The sequence below is a fragment of the Streptomyces sp. NPDC026394 genome, assembly GCF_055567735.1.
In genome coordinates this window covers 673,975-694,003 of sequence record NZ_JBVHPX010000001.1, presented here as the reverse complement: position 1 = coordinate 694,003, position 20,029 = coordinate 673,975, and the positions used below count along the sequence as shown (strand labels likewise).

Here is a 20,029-nt window from a genome sequence, read left to right as displayed (position 1 = left end):
CCTGCCCGCTAGGCGACCGCGCGCGCCCGGTCCGTCGTCGCGATCGTCGCCGAGCCGACCACCCGGGTGCCGTCGTACAGCACGATGGCCTGGCCGGGGGCCACGCCGCGGACCGGCTCCGTGAAGGTGACGTGCAGTTCGCCGTCGACCAGGCCGGCGGTGACCTCGGTCTCGCCGCCGTGGGCACGCAACTGCGCGGTGTACGTGCCGGGGCCGGACGGCGCGGCGCCGCACCAGCGCGGGCGGACGGCGGTGAGCGCGGTCACGTCCAGGGCCTCGGCCGGGCCGACGGTGACCGTGTTGTCGACCGGGGAGATGTCCAGGACGTAGCGCGGCTTGCCGTCCGGTGCGGGGGTGCCGATGCGCAGGCCCTTGCGCTGGCCGATGGTGAAGCCGTACGCGCCCTCGTGGGTGCCGAGCTTCGCGCCGGACTCGTCGACGATGTCGCCTTCGGCCGTGCCGAGCCGCTTGGCCAGGAACGCCTGGGTGTCGCCGTCGGCGATGAAGCAGATGTCGTGGCTGTCCGGCTTCTTGGCGACGAACAGGCCGCGCCGGGCGGCCTCCTCGCGGATCTCCGCCTTGGTGGTGAGGGTGTCGCCGAGCGGGAACATGGCGTGCGCGAGCTGCTGGTCGTCGAGCACGCCGAGCACGTACGACTGGTCCTTGGCCATGTCGGAGGCGCGGTGCAGCTCACGGCTGCCGTCCGGGTGCTCCACGACCGTGGCGTAGTGGCCGGTGCAGACCGCGTCGAAGCCGAGGGCGAGCGCCTTGTCCAGCAGTGCGGCGAACTTGATCTTCTCGTTGCAGCGCAGGCAGGGGTTGGGCGTGCGGCCGGCCTCGTACTCGGCGAAGAAGTCCTCGACGACGTCCTCGCGGAAGCGTTCGGCGAGGTCCCAGACGTAGAACGGGATGCCGATGACGTCGGCGGCGCGGCGTGCGTCGTGCGAGTCCTCGATCGTGCAGCAGCCCCGGGCTCCGGTACGGAAGGATTTCGGGTTCTCGGAGAGCGCGAGGTGCACGCCGGTCACGTCGTGGCCCGCCTCGGCGGCGCGGGCGGCGGCGACGGCGGAGTCGACACCGCCGGACATGGCGGCGAGCACGCGGAGGCGGCGGGGAGCGTCAGTCGTCATAACCCTTCCAGGGTAGACGGAACCACCGACAGCCTCCCAAGCGTTGTGCAGCGCATGGGAGACGCGGGGGAATCCGGGCGGACGGCGGGCCAGGGCTTCAGCAGACGGGCCCTGCTGCTCGGCGGCGTGGGCACGGCGCTGGCGGGCGGCGGCGCGTACGCACTCCACGACGACCTGCTGCGCTGGTGGTGGCGGCTGCCCGGCCGCAAGAAGCCACGGACGGACGGCACGGTGGATCACGTCGGCGCGCGCTGGGTCCCGGCGTCCCCCGCGAACTGGCGGCAGGCCGACCGCCCGGACGACTACGTGATCGACCGGGTCGTCGTCCACGTCGTCCAGGGCGGCTACACGGACGCACTGCGGGTCTTCCAGAGCCCGCTGCACGGCGCGGCGGCGCACTACGTGGTGCGCAAGGACGGCCAGGTGGCGCAGACGGTCCGCGAGCTGGACGTGGCGTACCACGCGGGCAACCGCGCGTACAACGAGCGCAGCATCGGCATCGAGCACGAGGGCTTCGTGGACCGCCCGGCCTCCTTCACCGCTGCCATGTACGCATCATCCGCACGGCTGACCGCCGGGATCTGCCGCCGCCACGGCTTCCCCGCCGACCGGCAGCACATCGTGGGCCATGTGGAGGTACCGGGCGCCGATCACACCGATCCCGGACCACACTGGAACTGGAAGCTGTACCTGGACCTGGTGCGCGCCGAGCTGCGCCGGCCGGCCCCCACGCCGGGGGCGTGACGCGGGGCCGCCGAGGCGTCCGGGCGCCGCGCGGCGCCCCTCGCGGAACGGACCACTCATGGCGTACGACAGAGCCCCGGCCACCGGGCCGGCGCACCGCAGCACCGGGGCCGGCACGGGCACCAGCAGCGGGCCCGGCCTCGCCGAGGACCGCGTCTTCGGGCGGGTCGTGCTGGACCTGGACCTGAATCCGGCCGCCGACGCCGGCCTGCTCACGGTACGGGGCGACCGGGTGGCGACGGCCGAGCTGCGCCGCTCACCGGGCGCGCCGGCGGCCGGGCACGTCCCGGTCGGCACCCGCGACGGCGGGTACCTGCGGCTGACCGTGGACGGCCGGCCCGCGCACCTCACCCCCGGCAAGGGGCGGCTGACCCGGCGCTCCCACCGGGTGGAGGTGATCTATGGCGGTGCCGTGTACCGGCTCCTCCCGGACTCGCCCAACGGCAGCAGGCTGGTCAAGGAGGGCCGCCGGATCGCGGACTTCTCCTCGGACGGCACCGGGCACGTCTGGGCCGACTGGCATCCGGACGTGGCGCCGCCGCTGCGGGAGGACGCCGCGATCGGCTACACCCTCGCCGCGGCCTTCGGCACCGGCGCCGAACCGACCTGGCGGCTGCTGCTCCAGGCCGTGCTCGACCTGGTCTGACGGGCCCGGGGACCAGCCGGCCCGGCCCCCGTACCGCGGCTCGGCACCGCCCCGGCCCTCAGCTCAGCCCCGCGCTCCGCGCCCGTTCCACCACCGGACCGATCGCCTCCGCGACCGCCGCCACGTCCGCCTCGGTGGTGGTGTGGCCGAGGGAGAAGCGCAGCGTGCCGCGCGCGAGGTCGGCGTCCATGCCCGCGGCGAGCAGGACGTGGCTGGGCTGGGCGACGCCCGCGGTGCAGGCGGAGCCGGTGGAGCAGGCGATGCCCTGGGCGTCCAGGAGGAGGAGCAGGGAGTCGCCCTCGCAGCCGGGGAAGGAGAAGTGCGCGTTGGCGGGGAGGCGGCCCGCCGGGTCGGGGTCGCCGCCGAGGACGGCGTCCGGGGCGGCGGCCCGTACGGCCTTGACGAGGTCGTCGCGCAGGGCGCCGATGTCGCGGGCGAACTCCTCGCGGTGTTCGACGGCGTACCGCGCGGCGGCGGCGAACGCGGCGATGCCGGGAGTGTCCAGCGTGCCGGAGCGCACCTGCCGTTCCTGGCCGCCGCCGTGCAGGACGGGGACGGGCGCGTACTCGCGTCGCAGCAGCAGCGCGCCGACGCCGTAGGGACCGCCGATCTTGTGTGCGGAGACGGTCATCGCGGCCAGGCCGGAGGCCGCGAAGTCGACCTCCACCTGCCCGAACGCCTGCACCGCGTCGGCGTGCAGCGGAATACCGAATTCCGCCGCCACGTCGGCCAGTTCCCGGACCGGCATGATCGTGCCGATCTCGTTGTTGGCCCACATGACGGTGGCCAGGGCGACGTCGTCGGGATCGCGGGCGACCGCCGCGCGGAACGCGTCGGCGTGCACCCTGCCGTATCCGTCGACGGGCAGCCATTCGACCCGCGCGCCCTCGTGCTCGGCGAGCCACTCCACGGCGTCCAGGACGGCGTGGTGCTCGACGGGGCTGGCGAGGACGCGGGTACGGGCCGGGTCGGCGTCCCGGCGGGCCCAGTACAGGCCCTTGACCGCGAGGTTGTCGGCTTCGGTTCCGCCCGCGGTGAGGACCACCTCACTGGGGCGCGCGCCGAGCGCGGAGGCGAGGGATTCCCGCGCCTCCTCGACGGTGCGCCGGGCGCGCCGGCCGGCGGCGTGCAACGAGGACGCGTTGCCGGTGACGGTCAGCTGGGCGGTCATCGCCTGCACCGCCTCCGGGAGCATCGGGGTGGTGGCGGCGTGGTCGAGGTAAACCATGGTGCGAACGATTCTACGAGCAGGCGCGGGGGCGCATGCCGGGCGCGTGGGGGCTCGGCCGTACGCCCCGGCTTCCGACCCCGCCGCCCCGCCACCCCCGCCCCGCAAACCCCTCGACACCCCTGTAAGGAGTGTCTACGATTACGGTCATGACACAGGGGCATCGGGAACAGTGGCATCTGGACCGTACGTACCGCAGCACCTCCGGCGAAGTGCGCTGGACCGCGCTCGGCGAGGACGGGGCGCCGCCGCTGGTCCTGCTGCACGGGACGCCGTTCTCCTCCTACGTCTGGCGGGGCGTCGCACGGGCACTGTCCGAACGGTTCCAGGTGTACGCCTGGGACCTGCCGGGCTACGGCGCATCCGAGAAAGCCGCAGGCCAGGACGTGTCCCTGCCCCGGCAGGCGGAGGTGTTCACCGAACTGCTCGCGCACTGGGGGCTCGCCGACCGGGAACCCACCGTCGTCGCCCACGACTTCGGCGGCTACGTGGCCCTGCGGGCCCACCTCGTGCACGGTGCGCGCTACCGGCGTCTCGCGCTCGTCGGCCCGACCACCCTGCCCGGCTGGGGCTCCGCCACGTACCGCCTGCTCGGCGAGCACCCCGACGTCTTCTCGCGACTGCCTCCCGCCCTGCACCGCGCGCTGGTGAGGGAGTACATCGCGTCCGCGAGCAGCCCCGGCATGCACCCGGCCGTCCTGGAACAGCTCGTCGAACCGTGGTGCACGGAGCAGGGACAGCCCGCCTTCTACCGGCAGATCGAGCAGAACGGGCTGGACGCCACCGCGGACCTCACGAAGGAGTACCGCGGGGTCTCGGTGCCGACGCTGGTGACCTGGGGCGCGCAGGACGCGTGGAACCCCGTCACGCTGGCACCCGACCTCGCGGCGATGATCCCCGGCGCCCGTCTGCAACTGGTCGAAGGGGCCGGGCACCTCGTGCAGGAGGACGCGCCCGCCGAACTGACGGCGCTGCTGGCGGCGTTCACGGCGTAGCACCGCACTCCCCCGCGCCCCCGACCCCACCCCCGGTCCCACGCCTTCGACCCACGCTCCCGGCCCTACGCCCCGCCCGGCTCCAGCGGCGGCCGCAACCGCGGTCCCTCCGAACCGGTCACGTTCAGCGTCTCGTACAGGGCGAGCGCTTCGCTCCAGCGCTCCTGGGCCCTGGTCGCCTGGCCCTGTGCCTCCAACGCGTGCGCCAGCAGGGACAGCCCGTCAGCCGCCCGCCGGCCGCCGTCCGCCAGCGCGAACAGGCGTACCGCCTCCTCCGCCGCCTGTACGGCGCCGTCCGCCCAGTTGGTGGCCAGACAGGACTCGGCGGTCCGCAACTGGGCCAGGCCCGTCCAGAGCCGCTGTCCGGCCTCGTTCAAGAGGGGCAGCGCCTCCTGGAGGGCGGCCAGCGCCTCCTCGTGGCGGCCCGCTTCGGCCTGGGCCACGGCGAGGAAGTACAGCCCCGTACCGAGCCGCTGTCCCTGCCCCGCGGCCCGGTAGAGGTCCACGCCCTGCCGGGCGAGCCCGATGCCCCGCTCCGCCTCCCGGTCACGGACGCACAGCCGGGAGCGCTCCACCAGTACGGCGGCCTCGCCCAGCCGGTCACCCTGCACCTGGCAGTGGCTCCTGGCCAGCGTGAAGTGCTGCTCGGCGTCGGGCCGCTGGAGCGCGACCGCGGTGACGCCGCGCACCAGCGGTGCCCAGCCGCTGGTCACCGGGTCCCCGGCGTCGAGGCCCAGCCGGTACGCGCGGCGGGCCTCGTCCTCCGCGTCGGCGAACCGGTCGGACGCCAGGCAGGCGCGGGCGCGGGCCAGCCGGGCGCGCGCCTCCGCGCGCTTCTTGTCGCGTCCGGTGCCGGCCCGGGCGATCACGGCCACCGCGGCCTGCTCGTACCGGCCCGTGAAGAGCCCCGTGCCCAGCAGCGGTTCGAGGAGCAGCAGGGTGTCGGCGCACCGGGCGACGTACGCCCCGGACCGTACTTCCGCCGTCTGCCGGACGACGGCCAGCGCTCCGGTCCCGTTCGCCGCCCACCATTCCGACGCCGCCCTGCGGTCCGCGAGCGGGAGGGCCGGCACGGGGGCCGCGGGAGCGGCGCTCCGGTCGAGCAGCAGAGCGCCGGGCGCGTCGAGGCCGTACGCCCGGTGGGCGGTGACGAGGTACCAGTCGAGCAGCCGGGACAGCGCGGCGTCGCGCTCCTCCGGCGTGGTGTGGCGGGTCAGCTCCTCGTACGCGAACGAGGCGAGCGCCTCCCGGTGCCGGTAGCGGCCGGGGACCGGGGCCTTGAGCAGGCCGGTGCGCACCAAGGTCTCCAGGTGTGCCTGGGCGGCGGTGGGTTCGGTGCCGGTCAGGGCGGCCACGGCGGCGGTCGGCAGGTCGGGGCCGTGCGGCAGCGCCAGCAGCCGGAAGGCGGCGAGCGCCGGCGGGTCGAGGTCGTGGGTGAGACGCAGCGCGGTGCTGTTGATCATGGCTTCGGCCGCCGCGCGGTCCGCCGGGCCGTCCAGCATCAGTTCCGCCGCCACCGCCTCGACCGCGGCCTCCGAACAGCCGCACGCTTCGAGCGCCGCGCGGGCCACCGCGCGGCGGGCCGCGACGCGTTCCTCGCCCACCCGCAGCGCGAGGAGTTCCAGCGCGTCGGTGGTGCTCAGGGACTCCAGGTGGAGGGAGAGGACACCGGTCAGGCCGGCCGGCGGCCGGTCGCGGCCGACGACCAGTGCGGCGCCCGTGGCGTCCGGGAGCAGGGGCAGCAGAGGGCCGATCGCGCGTACCTCGTCCAGGACGACGACCAGGCGCAGCGTGCCGATCGCCGACCGGTAGAACGCCACCCGCTCCTCGCCGTCGGCGGGGATCTCCTCGTCCCGGTAGCCGAGTTGGCGCAGCAGTACGGCGGCCAGATGCGGTACCGCGGCTTCCGGATCGCCGTCCGCCGGCATGATCGCGTACAGCCGCCCGTCCGGGAACCGGTCCTGCACGGCGTCGGCCACCCGCGCCGCCAGGCTCGTCTTGCCGACGCCCGCGCCCCCGGAGATGACTCCGACGCTGCGTACCGTGGGCCGCTGCCGCGTCAGGTGGTCCGCGAGCCGGCCCAGCTCGGCGGTTCGGCTGCCGCCCGCGCGGTCCTGCCGGGGCCCGTACCGGCCGGCCCGCAGCAGGCTGCGCAGCCCCGGGGAGACCGGCTCGTCGTGGGCCAGGGCGCGCGCGAGGAGTTCGCGGGTGCGTTCGCGGGCCGGATCCAGGTACAGCAGCCAGGTCAGCGCTTCTTCCGCCGCGGCGTGCCGGCCCAGGCGCAGTTCCAGTTCGGTGCGGTCCTCGACCAGGGTGCGCCGGCGGTCGGCCAGCCGCCGGGACTCCGCGCGCAGGTACGGCCCCGGCAGGCCCGCCAGGGGCTGACCGCCCCGCCACAGGGCGACGGCCGCGTCCAGCAGGTCCCTGGCGCTGTCCCAGTCCTGGGCCGCGCGGGCGTCGCGGGCCACGGCGACCAGGTCGTCGGCCCGGCGCAGGTCCACGTCGAGGTCGGTCCTGGCGGTCCGGCGCAGCGCGTAGCCGCCGCCCTCGGTGACGAGGACGTCCGCGTCCGGCCCGAGAGCCTTGCGCAGCCGGGAGGCGTACGTGTGCAGCGCGGCGTGCGCGGCGTTCGGCGGGTCGTCCCCCCACAGGGCGTCGATCAGGTCGTCCTCGGAGATGACGCGGCCAGCGCGCAGCACGAGTACGGCGAGCAGCGCGCGCTGCTGCGGTGAGCCGGTGGCCAGGTCCACGGCGCCGCGCAGCATCCGCACCGGCCCGAGCACGGTGATGCGCAGCGGTTCGCGCGGGGGCAGCGGGGCGGTTTCACCCGGTCCCGTCCGGTCCTGGTCGCGGGCGAGCGCCAGCAGTTCGCGCAGGCGGGGACGGGACGGGGTACGGGCGAGCAGTTCGGACAGCTCGGCCTGGGCCTCCTCGTACCGGCCGAGCCACAGGTCGCACTCGATGCGGTCCTCGGCCAGGGTGTGCCGCCAGTCGGTCAGCCGGAGCCGCTCGGACTGCGCGTACGGGCCGGGGAGCCCGGCCAGCGGCTCGCCGCGCCACAGGTCGAGGGCCGCGTCGAGCAGCATGCGGGCGCGCTCCCACTCCCCCGCGTCCCGGGCGGCGCGGGCGGCGCGTTCGTAGCTCTCGGCACGTTCCAGGTCCATGTCCATGTCGGTTCCGGCGTCGGCGCGCAGGGCGTAGCCGACACGCTCGCGGACCAGGACGTGCTCGTCCTCGCCGAGGGCCTTGCGCAGCCGCGCGATGCTGTGGTCCAGCATCGAACGGGCGCTGCGCGGCGGATTGCCGCCCCAGAGCGCGTTGAGCAGTTCGGCCTCGGAGGCGACGCCTTCGTGGCGCAGCAGGAGGGCCGCGAGCAGGGCCCGGTCCAGGCGGGAGGGGATCTCGATCCGCTGGTCGCCCCGCCACAGCCCGACCGGCCCGAGCACGGTGAAGCGCAGCGGCTCGCGCAGTTCCTCGACGGGCAGGACGGGGACGGGCCGGGCGTCCGACGGGTACGGAACGGGCTCGGCGGCGGGGCCCTCCGACGGGTACGGCTCCGTACCGACGGGCTCTCGGACGGGCTCTCGGACGGGCTCTTCGACGGGCTCCCGGACGGGCTTTCCGACGGTCCCGGCGCCGGTGCTCCCGGCCGGAGCTTCCGCAGGGGCCGCCGTCCCGGCCGCCGCGACCGCCGCGTCCACGAAGGACGGTGCGGCGGAGGCGTCCGGAACCCTGTCGTCCGCACCCGTGAACTCCTCGGCCCCGACAGCCGCGGCAGGCCCGGCAGGCCCGCCGACGCCACCGGACCCGGACGCCCCACCGGCCCTGTCCGCCCCCGTCCCCCCACCGGCAACATCCGTCCCCCCGGGCACCCTGCCGCCCAGCCGCTCCAGCACCGGACTGGCCAGCACCGCGAACGCCTGTGCCGACTCCTGGAGCCGCATCTCCCCGGTGTCGTCGGCGACCAGGGCCGGGAAGTCGGGCAGCCGGCCCATGTACGGCTCCAGGGCGCGCCCGACCGCCTCCACGACGGCCAGGGACTGCTGGGTACCGAGACCGCTGAAGAGGAGTTCGCGGACGCCGGGCCGGAAGTCGTAGACGGGCTGCCCGGAGCCGGTGCCCAGCGGCCCGTCGAACCCGCCGAGGGACCGCGCCCCGCGCGGGGCGGCGACGCGTTCCAGCAGGCCGCCGAGGAGGATCTCGGCGACCTGGGTCGGTCCGGCGTCGCTCATCGTGGCGGCGCGCACCAACTGCATCAGGGGAACGGTGAGCGGGTTGATGGCGGAGAGCCGGACGGCCAGGCGGTACGACTCGGGCGAGAACGCGCCGCGGAAGTGCGCGACCAGTTCCGCCGCGGAGCCGGCGGGCCGCGGCGGGTCCTGCTCCGGTTCCTCGCCCAGCAGCACCGTGTCGATCAGGTGCGGGACGCCGGGCCGGGTCAGCAGCGCGGCCCACTGCCCGAGCCCGCCGGGGGTCAGCGGGACGACGGGCAGCGCCACCGTGCCCGGCTCCTCGGCCTCGGGGTCCGGCTCGCCCGTCAGCGGATCGAGCACGCCGGTGCGGTCGGGCCCGGCGAACTCCACCGGGGAGGTCAGCAGCCGGGGCTGGGCGTCCAGCGCGGTGCCCCGCCACAGCCGCCGTGGCAGCGGGTGCAGCACCGCCACCGGCCCGTGACAGCCCCAGCGGCGCACGGCGCGCGCCGCGTCCGGGGTCCGCCACCCCGGGCTCGTGCCGTCGGTGAGGACGAAGGTCAAGGTGGGGCCCGCTGCCCACGGCAGCCGGCCCAGGACGGCCATGTCCTGCGGGTCGAAGGCGCACACCCGCACACCGCGGAAGACGCCGCCCCGGTCCAGCACCGACCGCAGCTCACCGGCAAGCTGGCTCCAGACCTGCATCGAGGGCGCGTCGTCCACCAACAGCACGGCGGACCAGCGGCGCTCCTGGTCGGGCCGCGAGACGACGTCGAACAGCGCGGTCTCGGCGGCGAGCCGGACAGTGGCTTCCACGTCGGTCACGCGCCGGTGGGGGTGCGGCTCGAACCGGCGCAGCGGGCGCAGGGCCCGGGACAGGTGTTGCGGCTTGGCGAGCGCGCGGCGCCCGGGCGCGCGGGCGGGACGGGCCCGGCGGCTGAGCGCGCTGCCGCCCTCGCTGCCCATCGCGTACAGGGAACGCTGCGACGGAAATACGGTCGCGGAGACGCCCCCGGGCAGGTCGCCGGCCGTACCGTCCTCGCGCCGCCCGTCCGTACTGTCCGGGCCGTCCGCCGCCCCCGGCCCGCCGCCGGACCCGTCCTCGGGCGCGCCCGGGGCGGCGGAGTCGGCCGGCGTGTCCTCGGACGCGCCCGGCCCGGTGTCCCGCGCGGGCTCCGGTCCGGGCAGCGTGGGGCCGAGCTCGCCCTCGCGCACCGCGCGGGCCAGCCACAGGACGTCCAGCAGTTCCCCCGCACCGAGGTCGTAGCCCTGGCCCGCGAGGATCTGCCGCAGCCGGTCGATCATGGCGACATGGGTTCGTCCAGGCGGTGCATGACCGCGGAGAGCAGCTCGTCCTTGGTCAGGTCGGCACCGGTGATCCGCAGGTGGACGGCGGCCAGCAGCTGGTCGGTGGCGAGCGTCTCGGTCTTGGAGCGCTGGAGGAAGCCGTCGATGAGGTCCTCGGCCTCGGCGAGCGCCTGCGGCCCCAGGTTGTGGGCGACGATCTCGCGCAGCCGCTCGGGGGTCGGGTCGGGCAGGTCCAGGCGGACGCAGCGGCGCAGGAAGGCGGGCGGGAACTCCCGTTCGCCGTTGCTCGTCATCACCACGACGGGGAAGTGCGCGCAGGACACGACGCCGCGGTGCACCCGTACCCGCTCCCGGCTGCCGTCGGTCAGCACATGCACGTCCTGGTGCTGCTCGGACAGCCGCGCCAGCTCCGGAATCTCGAACTCGCCCTCCTCCAGCACCACCAGCAGATCGTTGGGGAGGTCGATGTCGGACTTGTCCAGCTCGTCGACGAGCAGCACCCGGGGCCGGTCGGTGGCGGCCAGCGCCGTACCGAGCGGGCCCAGCCGCAGGTAGTGGCCGATGTCGGTGGTGTAGGAGCCGCGGTGCTCCTTGAGCCGCCGCGGCGCCGTACGGACCGCCTCCCGCTCGCGGCGCAGCGACGCCTCGCGCAGCCGGCCCACCGCGTCGTAGCGGTAGAGCGCGTCGGCGAGGGTGGAGCGGGAGTTGACGGACCAGCGCAGGACGTCGCCGAGCCCCAGCTCGGCGGCGACGGCGCGGGCCAGCGAGCTCTTGCCGGTGCCCGGGCGGCCGGTGACCAGCAGCGGGCGGTGCAGGTGCAGGGCGGCGTTGACGACGGACACCTCGTTGCGGTCCATCAGGTACGGCGCGGGCGCCTCGGTCCTCCTGCGGGCGGCGGCGAAGTAGCGCCACGGGGGCGCCGCCGGCAGCGGCGCGGGACCGCGGAACACCCACCAGCCCTCGGGCTCCGGCCCGGCTTCCGGGCCGTGGTCGGGTGTGCTCTGTCGGGCCACGGGTCGTTCTCCTTCGTCCTTGCTCACATGCTGCGTCATACCCGGGTCACGGCTGGGTCAGCACCCAGGCGTCCGGGGCCAGTTGCGGTGGCCGGTGGTCGGGCGCGTCGTACATCAAGGAGAGCTGACGCCCCCGGTGGCCGGTGGACGTGGCCTCGGCGACCGCCTTGGCCCGCTCCAGCCGTACCGTCTCGGGGAGCTGGGTGTGGTGCCCGCCCTCGACCAGTTCGAGCAGGCCCGCCGCGACGCTCTCGCCGTGCTCCTCGCGGTGCCACAGGACCGTGTGGACGCCCGCCTGGACGCACTGGCGCAGCAGCGCCCCGTGGTGCCGGGGCTCGCAGCAGACGATCACCGTGCCCACCTCGGGCTGCATCTCCAGGCGGGCGCGGGCCACTTTGCGGTCGGTGCTGCCGTGGTCCAGGACGAGGCTGCGGGCGGTGTCCAGGGCCGCGGTGCGCCGCTTCCACCCGGCGTAGCTCGTACGCGAACGCTGGGCGGTGCGGATCACCACCCGGCGGGTGAAGCCCAGTCCGAAGGGGCCGTCCTCGTCGCTGTCGAAGGACTCCCAGCGGTCCACCGGCAGCCCGAGCCAGGCGGCGGGCAGGAAGAACTCGACGAGGGCGGGCTCGGGATCCTCGCGGATCTCCTCGACCAGCACCCGGTGGATGTCGTCCACGACCTGTTCGCTGGTCACCTCGGTGTCCCGGGCGAGGACGAGGTGGTGCGGGGCGTCGCCGCCGCTCCACGCCCAGACCTGGTACGTGTAGTGCCGTCCGGTGGCGGTGGGCAGCAGCTCCACCTGGACGCGCGGCACTCTCGACAGCCGCGCGCCGTCCTCGGTCCGGTGCCCGGACGGGCGGCTGCCGTTCGCCGAGGGGACGGAGCCCACCGGCGCGGGGCACACCGGTGCCGGGTCCGTCGGGGCCGTCTCCACCGGGGTCGTGCCCCGCGGCGCCATGCCCACCGACGCGCTCCCGACACCCGCCCAGCCGGCGGGCGGCCGCGTGTCGTGGTGAGCCGCGTGGTGGGCCGCGTGATGATCCGGGGGGCGGTCGGTGGGATGGACCGCCTGACGGACGGCCGGGTGGTCCGCCGCGGCCCGTACCCGTTCCGCGCGGTAGCCCCGTACATCGGCCGCGTACTGGCGTACGGCGGCCACGTCGACGCCCAGCCGGGCGGCGGTCCGCTCCGTCCATGCCTCCAGGTCCTCGGCGGGGTACGCGCCCGCCTCGCTCTCGTCGACGCCGATCCGCACCACTCCCTGAAGCAGCGGTGGCATGGGCTGGGCGCCCTGGGCCTCGAAGCCCTCCAGGACGTCGACGGTGTCGGCCAGCCCGGTGACCGCGGGCAGTTCGATGGCGTGCGGCAGTACGTCGGCGAGCAGCGCGCGCGGGTCCGTACGGCCGCAGTGCGCCAGCAGGCCGTTCAGGTCGCGCTGCTGTTTGCGGGTCAGGCACTCGCCGGGGCTGACGGCGCGGGCCACCCTGCGCAGCCGCTCCCACTGCGGCCCGCTGCCGGCCGGCATCACCTCCCGTACGACCTGGAGGAGTTCGGGCACGCCGCGCCGGACGCCCACGGCGAGGCCGACCAGCCGGTCGAGGTCGGCGCCGGGGCCCAGGGACGGCCGCAGCAGCCGGGAGGCAAGCAGTTCCTCGCAGCCGCGGACCGCGTCCGGGGTGGTCAGGATCGTCTCCAGGACGGCCAGCAGCTGCTGGACGCCGCGCCGGGCGGTGGGCACCGAGGGAGGCGGCAGCTCGGGCAGCTCGGCCTCGATCGCCGGGACGCTGATCGCGTAGAGGGTGGCCGCGGCCTGGGGCTGCCGGGTGCCGGCCGGGGCCCGGAGGTCGGCCACCACGAGTCCGACGACGGCCTGCCGGTCGCGGTCCCACAGCGGCCCGCCGCTGAAGCCTTCCCTGACCTCGGTGCCGCCGACCACGTCCAGCGCCACCCAGGGCGGTGCGGAGACCCGGGGCACCGCGCGCACGGTGGGCAGCGGGTGGCCGCTGGCCCACAGGGCGATGACCTCGTTGCCGTAGGCGTGCGGGAGGAAGGGGGCGGGCTCGGCCCCGGCGGGCGCGGGGCCCGGCAGGCGGAGCACGGCCAGGTCGCCGTGGTGGAGGTGCGCGCCGGGCGGTACGGGTCTGCTGCCGCCCGCCGTCGCGCGCGGCGGGCTCCACAGGGCGGGCTCCACCCGGGCGGTCAGGTCCCGGTCGGGCGCGACGTGCGGCAGCCGGACGCGGACCCCTTGGTCCGGGCCCGGCAGCGTCTGGTCGTAACGGTCCCGGCCCAGCGCGCTGTTGACGACGTGCGCGCAGGTGAGCACGAGGTCGTCGGCGAGCAGGACGCCGGCGCCCACGGCCCTTCCGGTGTCGCGAACCGAGACGAAGGAGCGGAACAGCGGCTGATCCACGCCGGACACCACCATGCCGTCCTCAGGTCGTGCTGCCGCTGCCGAGGTTCCAGGTGGCGGAGACCTTGAAGCTGGCCTCGCCCTGGCCGGAGAAGACCCCCAGGCTCAGGTCCGAGCCGAGGGTTACTCCGAACTCCACCGTGACCTCGTCCGGCCGGTGGTCCCCGGCGGCGAGCGAACGGTGGATGCTGCCCAGGACGGTGCCCAGCGGCCGCAGGGCGCCCTCCAGCGTCTCGCCGCCCCGGGTCAGCGCCCGTGCGACCCGTCCGTCCACGCTGACCGGGCGGGAGTGGCCGAAGCCGTCCGGCAGCTCCAGTCCGGTGTCGTCACCCTCCTCGGGCTTCTCGGGCCGGGCCGCGCCGTTCGGACCGGGCGCGCCGTGGGCGCCGGCCGGGGCCAAGTGCAGCCAGACGACGGTTTTTTCGCCGTTTGCACCGGTGCCTTCGTCAATACTCAGTGCCATGTCCCCCATGTGATCAGTCTGGCACGTCACCGGGGGCCGCCGCGCCCCCTTTGAAAGAGCGTTTCAGGCCATGGTGGGGACGGACCGCGGCGCGCGGGCCAGTTGGCGGGACTGGGCGACGAGATGGTCCGCGCTGTCCCAGACCTCCGCGTCCTCCTCCAGGAAGCCGCCCGCCAGGTTGCGGGTGGTGATGGCGACGCGCAACGGGCCGGGGGCCGGGCGGCGGCGGATGTGGGTGGTCAGCTCGACGGTGGGGACCCAGCCGGACAGGCCGATCTCGAAGGCGGTGGGCGGCAGCGCGTCGACCGTCAGCAGCAGCGACAGCGGGTCGGGGTCGCGGCCGTCGGCGAGGCCGAACCAGCCGCGCATCTCGCCGTTGCCGGAGGGCGCGCCGACGGCCCAGCCGCAGGTGGCCGGATCCAGCCGGATGGCGAGGCGGTCGGCGATGGCGGTGCTGCCCGGGATGGCGGGCTGCCCTCCGGGCGCGCTCTCGGTGCCCAGGCAGTGTTCGTACGGGGGGACGGCGGGCGGCTTGGCGGTGGTCCGTACGTCGTCGGTGAGGGTGTCGAGGTCGCCGTACGTGGCGAGCACCCGCAGCCGCTCGACCTCGCTGCCGTCCTCCTCGAACTGGACGAGGCTGGCGGTGCCGGTGGACAGGGCGCGGCCGGTGCGGACGACCTCGGTACGGATGACGGCGGGGCCGGGGACCGAGGCGGTCAGGTAGTGCGCGGTGACCGAGAAGGGGTCGGGGTGCGGCAGGGCGTCGCCGAGGGCGCGGCCCACCAGGGCGAGCAGGTAGCCGCCGTTGACCGCGTGGATGATCGTCCAGCCCGCGGAGAGGTCGGCCTCGTAGCGGCCGGGGGCGCGGCGGACGACCGCCGTGTCGCGGTCGAATTCGCTGTTACCTATGGTCACCTGTGCCATGCGCGGCACGCTACACGGATTTGTTACTGACCGGTAGACCCTTTTTCCTTCAACCGCCCGGAGGCCGCCCCGCCAGGTGGCGGCCGCTGCGCGCCTCGGCCTGCGCGCCGCACCCCGGCGGCCTGAGATCATGGGCCCATGCTTCACGTGCTCTACCTGGTCGGCATCTCGGCCTTCGCCGCGAGCGGGGTGCTGGCCGCGTACCGCGCCAACATGGACCCGTTCGGCGGTCTGGTGCTCGCCTTCGCCGCCGCCACCTCCGGCGGCACCCTGCGCAGCCTGATCCTCGACGACCATCCGCTGTACTGGACCCACGACTGGGTCCTGCTCACGCTGATCGTCTGCGTCAGCGTCGGCACCATCATCTACCTGCGGTACTGGCAGCTCCCCCGCAAGTCGCTGCTGGTCGTCGACGCGGTCGGGCTCTCCGTCGTCACCGTCATCGCCGCCCGCGCCGCCATCGCGGCGGGCGCGACGCCGCTCGCCGTGATCATTCTCGCGGTGATGAGCGGAGTGGCGGGCGAGGTGATCCGCGACGTGCTGTGCGGCGAGTTCCCGCCGCTGCTGCTGCGCGAGGACGTCTACGCCATCGCGGCGCTCGCCGGCGCCGCCTCCTACCTGGGCCTGCACCACCTCCAGGTGCGCGCCGACATCGCCGCCGTGGTCTGCGCCGGACTGGTCTTCGCCCTCCGGATGGCGGCGGTCTACTTCGGCTTCCACCTGCCGCGCCCGCAGCAGCTCAAGCCGCGGGGTTAGGACGGGTCCGGCCGGCCGGCCCCCGCGGGCACCGTCCCGATCAGCGCACGCGCCGGGCCGCTTCCTCCGGCACCACGATGAACGCCGTGCCACCGGCCAGGTCGATACGGGAGCAGGGCGGCGCACCGTCGCTCTCGTCGTCCCGGCGCAGCAGCTCCACCCGCCGCTGCTCCAGCTCCGCCGCCTTGTTCCCGTTCACCACCGCCGTGAATTCGTCGAAGGCGATGCTCGACAACGAAGGTCCCGAGCGCCGGCGCAGCCACGGGATCAGGCCCAGTCCCGTGAACCACCGCCATACGCTCTCCACCAGGGCGGACAGGGCCAGCAGACACGCGAAGGCCGGGAACGACATGAGCCAGACCGTCACGGACGGCCCCCCGCTGTCCGCACCGCGGTCGCACCCGTCCCGTTGATCGCCATGGGCACCACTGTTCCGCGTCCGCGGCGCGCAGGGATCAGACCGGAGGACGACCCGCCTCCCCCATGCGGCGGAGGCACCGCACGGGGATCGGCGAAGCCGGGCTCCTGCCCATGGGCACGGTGCGCATTCGCCGCACGGGCCACGGCGGACCGGAGCAGGCACCTCCGCCTTGACGGCCTCCCGCCCCCCCCCTGTTCCCGTACTACCCCGCCGGCCGCGGCGCCTCCAGCTCCTGGCTCAGCCACCCGAAGGCCGCCGGGTACATCCGCGTCCAGGTGCCGTAGTTGTGGCCGCCGGTCGGCAGCACCATCGTCCGTACCCGGGTCCTGGTGCCTTCGGCGGCCTTCTCGAAGCGCTCGATGTTGGCGGGCGGGCTGATCGGGTCCTGCGCCGAGGTCGCCAGGAACAGCCCCACGTCGGCCTTGGCGTGCCGGACCAGCCACTGCGGGCTGTTGCGCTGCCGCAGCGCCGGGTCGGTGAGCACGTCCGGGTCGCCGGTCAGCGGGTCGGGGTCGAAGGCCACGCCCGCGCCGAACGTCTTCGGGTACTGGAGCGGCAGCTTGGCCGCGCAGTACCCGCCCGTGGAGAAGCCCAGCAGCCCCCAGTTCTTCGGGCCCGGCGCGGTGCGGAAGTGGTGGCTGATCAGGTCCGTGACGTCGGTCGCCAGCCAGGTCGCGGTCCTGCGGTGCGGGGTGTCGGAGCAGTCGGTGTCCACGCTGCCCGGGTTGACGACGGGCAGGGCGAGGATGAAGGGGTGCGCCGCGTTCCCGTCGACGAGCTGCTGGAGGTCGCCGGGCATCCCGCCCTGTTCGAGCCAGGACTGCGGTGAGCCGGGTACGCCGTGCAGCAGCATCACGACCGGGAACCTGGTCTTCCGGTACGCCGGGTCGTCGTACTGCGGCGGTGTCCAGACCATCACCTGGCCGGACAGCCGGGACTTCGCCCCGCGGAAGTACGTGTCCTTGATGCCGTTCGGGCCGTCGTTGAACTTGGCGCGCCCGACCGGCGGCCCCGGCATGGCGATCGCGTCCTGCTCGGTACCGAGCAGGTCGTCCCAGGAGGCGTAGAGGCCGTAGCTGTTGTTGATGACGACCGCGACGACACAGATCGCGGTGAGCTGACACAGGCCGATCAGGAGGATTCTGGCCAGCCAGCGCAGGGGGTGCGGCCCCCGGACTCTGCCCCACAGCAGCAGCGTGGCGAGGACGGCGAGGACCGTCGCGATCACCAGCACCACGAAGAACGGGGTTCCGGTCAGACTCATCCGTGTCCCCTTTCACCGCTCGTACCACCATCGACGGTACGTGACACGGCCTGCCACGCCCCGGGGCCGGGCCCGCGCGCCGGAAGGTTTCCGCCGCGCGGGCCCGCCGGTGCGTCAGCGGCGGCGGCCTGGCCGGGGCCGTGCCGCGGCGCTCAGGGCAGGGCCGGCTTGCCGGTGGTGTACAGCCAGGTGTGGAAGAGGTCGCCGAGCCGCTGGCCGGACATCTTCTCCGCGAGGGCGATGAACTGCCGGGTGTCCGCGTTGCCGTAGCGGTGCTGCTTCGTCCACGCGGGCAGCAGCTCGAAGAACGCCCGGTCACCGATCCGCTCGCGCAGCACCTGGAGCGTCATCGCGCCGCGCGTGTAGACCGAGCGGGAGAGCATGGTGTCCCGCTGCGGGTCGCCGATCTTCAGTTGCCAGAAGTCGGAGCCGGCCGGGCGGGCCGCGTACGCCGCGCGGAAGGCGTCGTACGCGCTGCGGGTGCCCTTGTGCTCGTCCCACAGCCACTGCGCGTACGAGGCGAAGCCCTCGTTGAGCCAGATGTACTGCCAGGTGCGGGGCGTGACGGAGTCGCCGAACCACTGGTGGGCGACCTCGTGGGCGATGGTCGACTCGCTGCGGACGGCCGAGTAGACCGGCTTGGTCTGGGTCTCCAGGGAGAAGTCGGCCTGCGGCACGTCGTCGACGATCGCGCCGGTCTCCTCGAAGGGGTACGGGCCGAAGACCCGCGCGAAGTAGTCGGTGGCGGCGGCGGTGACGCCGTAGACGTCGACGGTCCCGGTCGGCAGCTTCGGGTCGGTGGCGACGTAGATCGGTACGCCGCCGGGGGTGGTGCCCGTCCGGACGGTGAACTTCCCGATCGTGGCGGTGGCCAGGTAGGTCGCCATCGGCTTGCGCTCACGCCAGTGGAAGTACGCGCGCCCGTCCTCGTCGTACCGGTCCACCAGCCGCCCGTTGGAGACGCCGGTCAGGCCCTCGGGCGCGTCGATGCGGATGTCGTAGGTGGCCTTGTCGCCCGGGTGGTCGCTGGAGGGGAACCAGGTGGACGCGGCGTTCGGCTCGCAGGCCACGAAGACCCCGTCGTCGGTCTTCATCCACCCGTAGTCGGAGCCGAAGACGATGGGCCCGCCGAGCGGCAGCGGTACGCCTCCGTAGACGACCTCGACGGTGAATCGTTCGTCCTCTTCCAGGGGCCGCCGGGGCGTGACGGTGATCTCGTCGCCGGAGCGGCTGAACTTCGCGCGTCTGCCGTCCACCTCGATCGAGGTGACCGCCAGCTTCTGGAGGTCGAGGTGGAAGGAGCCGAGGTCCTGGGTGGCGCGCGCGGTCAGTTCCGTACGGCCGTCGAGGCGGCCGGTGGCGGGGTCGTAGCTGACGCCGAGGTCGTAGTGCAGGGCGTCGAAGCCGCCGTTGCCCAGGTTCGGGAAGTACGGGTCGCCGACGCCCGGGGCGCCGGGTGCGGCGGCGGGGGCCGCGGCGATGGAGAAGGCGGCGGCCACCGCGGTGGCCAGGGGGAGCAGACGAGCGGGGCGACGTGCTGAACGGGAGAGTGCCATGAGCCGTCCCTTCGAACACACGGATGCCGTCTGGTGAACAACCGCGCCGACTCTGCACTCTTCTGTCGCTTTTCACACGGAACTTTGCCAACTCGTCATGCCACTCGGACCAGTTGACGCCTCAATCGGACTGCTGTCCCTGCTTTCCGGCCACATAGAGAATCTTGCGGCAGCCGTCCTCGTCCGGGACGTCGGTCAGCTTGCGGCCCTCGACACCGTGCGCCGCGATCAGCCGCAGCCCTCCGGCGGCCAACTGCCGGCGCACCGTGACGTCCGAGTGGTGGTGGTAGAGGTGCCGGGAGGACACCCGGCGCCAGGTGTCGTCATCCGTGCCCGTGCGCGCGAAGTAGTCGTGGGTGACGTCCACGACCCCGTCCGGCTCGACCGGTACGAGCCCGCCCCGCCACACGTCGAACCGGCCGTCCCGGTCCACCACCTTGGTCACCGCGTAGTCGCGCCGGAAACTGCCCAGCGTGGTCATGTCGAAGACGACGACGCCCCCGTCCGCGAGCTGCCGCCCCAGGCCCGCGAAGGCGGTGGCGAGCTGTTCGCCGGCCAGGTAGGCCAGCGGCTCGCCCATGCAGGTGACCACGTCGAAGGAGCCGAGGTCCGGCATGTCCCGCAGGTCGGCGACGACGAACGGGGTGCCGGCCGCCGCCGGCTTGGCGCGGGCGGCCTCGATCATCTCCGGCGACAGGTCGCAGCCGGTCACCGTGTACCCGAGGCGGTCCCGCAGGGCGAGGGTGCCCCGCCCGGTGCCGCAGCCCGCGTCCAGCAGCCGCTTGCCGTCCGGCCCGTACCGTTCGACGAGCTTGCCGTAGAAGGTGACCCAGCGCAGCAGGTACGGGTCCTCGACGATGGTGTCGTAGTCCGCCGCGACCGCCGCGTAGGCGGTCAGCGCGGGGTCGGGGGCCGTGGCGTCGGCGTCGTGGGCTTCCTGCTGCGCGGACAAGGCACTACCTCCATGGGACCGGCCGACGG

General features: G+C 74.6%; 15 protein-coding genes. 4 read left to right on the top strand and 11 right to left on the bottom strand.

What is annotated here, in order from left to right:
• Positions 1-8: 8 nt before the first annotated feature.
• Complete coding sequence (gene mnmA, locus ACZ4QV_RS02950; RefSeq protein ID WP_361146102.1) at positions 9-1,130, bottom strand: tRNA 2-thiouridine(34) synthase MnmA; 1,122 nt, start codon at positions 1,128-1,130, stop codon at positions 9-11.
• A gap of 54 nt (positions 1,131-1,184) precedes the next feature.
• On the opposite strand from mnmA, the gene ACZ4QV_RS02945 reads away from it, so the two are divergent.
• Positions 1,185-1,874 (top strand): N-acetylmuramoyl-L-alanine amidase, encoded by a 690-nt coding sequence (locus ACZ4QV_RS02945; protein ID WP_361146105.1) that lies wholly within the window; start codon positions 1,185-1,187, stop codon positions 1,872-1,874.
• A 58-nt stretch (positions 1,875-1,932) separates the two neighbouring features.
• Positions 1,933-2,520 carry a hypothetical protein gene (locus ACZ4QV_RS02940; protein WP_361146108.1) on the top strand — a complete coding sequence of 196 codons (588 nt, stop codon included), beginning with the start codon at positions 1,933-1,935 and terminating at the stop codon, positions 2,518-2,520.
• Between the two features lie 58 nt (positions 2,521-2,578).
• Here ACZ4QV_RS02940 and ACZ4QV_RS02935 read toward each other — a convergent pair whose 3' ends face one another.
• Positions 2,579-3,748: a cysteine desulfurase family protein gene (locus tag ACZ4QV_RS02935; protein ID WP_361146111.1), complete on the bottom strand. Its 1,170-nt coding sequence runs from the start codon at positions 3,746-3,748 to the stop codon at positions 2,579-2,581.
• 149 nt (positions 3,749-3,897) lie between these two features.
• On the opposite strand from ACZ4QV_RS02935, the gene ACZ4QV_RS02930 reads away from it, so the two are divergent.
• Positions 3,898-4,743 (top strand): alpha/beta fold hydrolase, encoded by an 846-nt coding sequence (locus tag ACZ4QV_RS02930; protein WP_361614615.1) that lies wholly within the window; start codon positions 3,898-3,900, stop codon positions 4,741-4,743.
• Positions 4,744-4,808: 65 nt separating this feature from the next.
• Here the strand turns inward: ACZ4QV_RS02930 and ACZ4QV_RS02925 are convergent, their stop codons facing one another.
• The 5 genes from ACZ4QV_RS02925 to ACZ4QV_RS02905 all read right to left on the bottom strand — a co-directional run bounded on the left by ACZ4QV_RS02925 (position 4,809) and on the right by ACZ4QV_RS02905 (position 15,051).
• The gene (locus ACZ4QV_RS02925; RefSeq protein WP_467762509.1) at positions 4,809-10,238 is read right to left on the bottom strand and encodes an SAV_2336 N-terminal domain-related protein; all 5,430 of its coding nucleotides are present in this window, start codon (positions 10,236-10,238) and stop codon (positions 4,809-4,811) included.
• Positions 10,235-11,254, bottom strand: a complete 1,020-nt coding sequence (locus tag ACZ4QV_RS02920) for an AAA family ATPase (RefSeq protein WP_361146119.1) — start codon at positions 11,252-11,254, stop codon at positions 10,235-10,237. The genes ACZ4QV_RS02925 and ACZ4QV_RS02920 overlap by 4 nt, the downstream gene beginning before the upstream one ends.
• 46 nt (positions 11,255-11,300) lie before the next feature.
• Positions 11,301-13,664: a VMAP-C domain-containing protein gene (locus tag ACZ4QV_RS02915; RefSeq protein ID WP_361146121.1), complete on the bottom strand. Its 2,364-nt coding sequence runs from the start codon at positions 13,662-13,664 to the stop codon at positions 11,301-11,303.
• A gap of 22 nt (positions 13,665-13,686) precedes the next feature.
• Entirely contained in the window at positions 13,687-14,127 is a 441-nt protein-coding gene (locus ACZ4QV_RS02910) for a CU044_2847 family protein (RefSeq protein WP_361614606.1), read from the bottom strand.
• A gap of 63 nt (positions 14,128-14,190) precedes the next feature.
• Entirely contained in the window at positions 14,191-15,051 is an 861-nt protein-coding gene (locus ACZ4QV_RS02905) for a thioesterase family protein (protein ID WP_361876061.1), read from the bottom strand.
• A 138-nt stretch (positions 15,052-15,189) separates the two neighbouring features.
• Here ACZ4QV_RS02905 and ACZ4QV_RS02900 point away from each other — a divergent pair, with 138 nt between their 5' ends.
• A complete protein-coding gene (locus tag ACZ4QV_RS02900; RefSeq protein ID WP_361146130.1) occupies positions 15,190-15,807 on the top strand; it encodes a trimeric intracellular cation channel family protein in 618 nt (205 codons plus the stop codon).
• Positions 15,808-15,847: 40 nt separating this feature from the next.
• Here ACZ4QV_RS02900 and ACZ4QV_RS02895 read toward each other — a convergent pair whose 3' ends face one another.
• The 4 genes from ACZ4QV_RS02895 to ACZ4QV_RS02880 form a co-directional block, all read right to left on the bottom strand.
• Positions 15,848-16,159: a DUF6191 domain-containing protein gene (locus ACZ4QV_RS02895; RefSeq protein WP_361614603.1), complete on the bottom strand. Its 312-nt coding sequence runs from the start codon at positions 16,157-16,159 to the stop codon at positions 15,848-15,850.
• A gap of 271 nt (positions 16,160-16,430) precedes the next feature.
• On the bottom strand, positions 16,431-17,492 hold the full coding sequence (locus ACZ4QV_RS02890; RefSeq protein ID WP_467762508.1) for an alpha/beta hydrolase: 1,062 nt from the start codon (positions 17,490-17,492) through the stop codon (positions 16,431-16,433).
• 152 nt (positions 17,493-17,644) lie between these two features.
• Positions 17,645-19,048 carry a M1 family metallopeptidase gene (locus tag ACZ4QV_RS02885; protein WP_361146136.1) on the bottom strand — a complete coding sequence of 468 codons (1,404 nt, stop codon included), beginning with the start codon at positions 19,046-19,048 and terminating at the stop codon, positions 17,645-17,647.
• A gap of 121 nt (positions 19,049-19,169) precedes the next feature.
• On the bottom strand, positions 19,170-20,000 hold the full coding sequence (locus ACZ4QV_RS02880) for a class I SAM-dependent methyltransferase (RefSeq protein ID WP_361584020.1): 831 nt from the start codon (positions 19,998-20,000) through the stop codon (positions 19,170-19,172).
• Positions 20,001-20,029 lie beyond the last annotated feature (29 nt).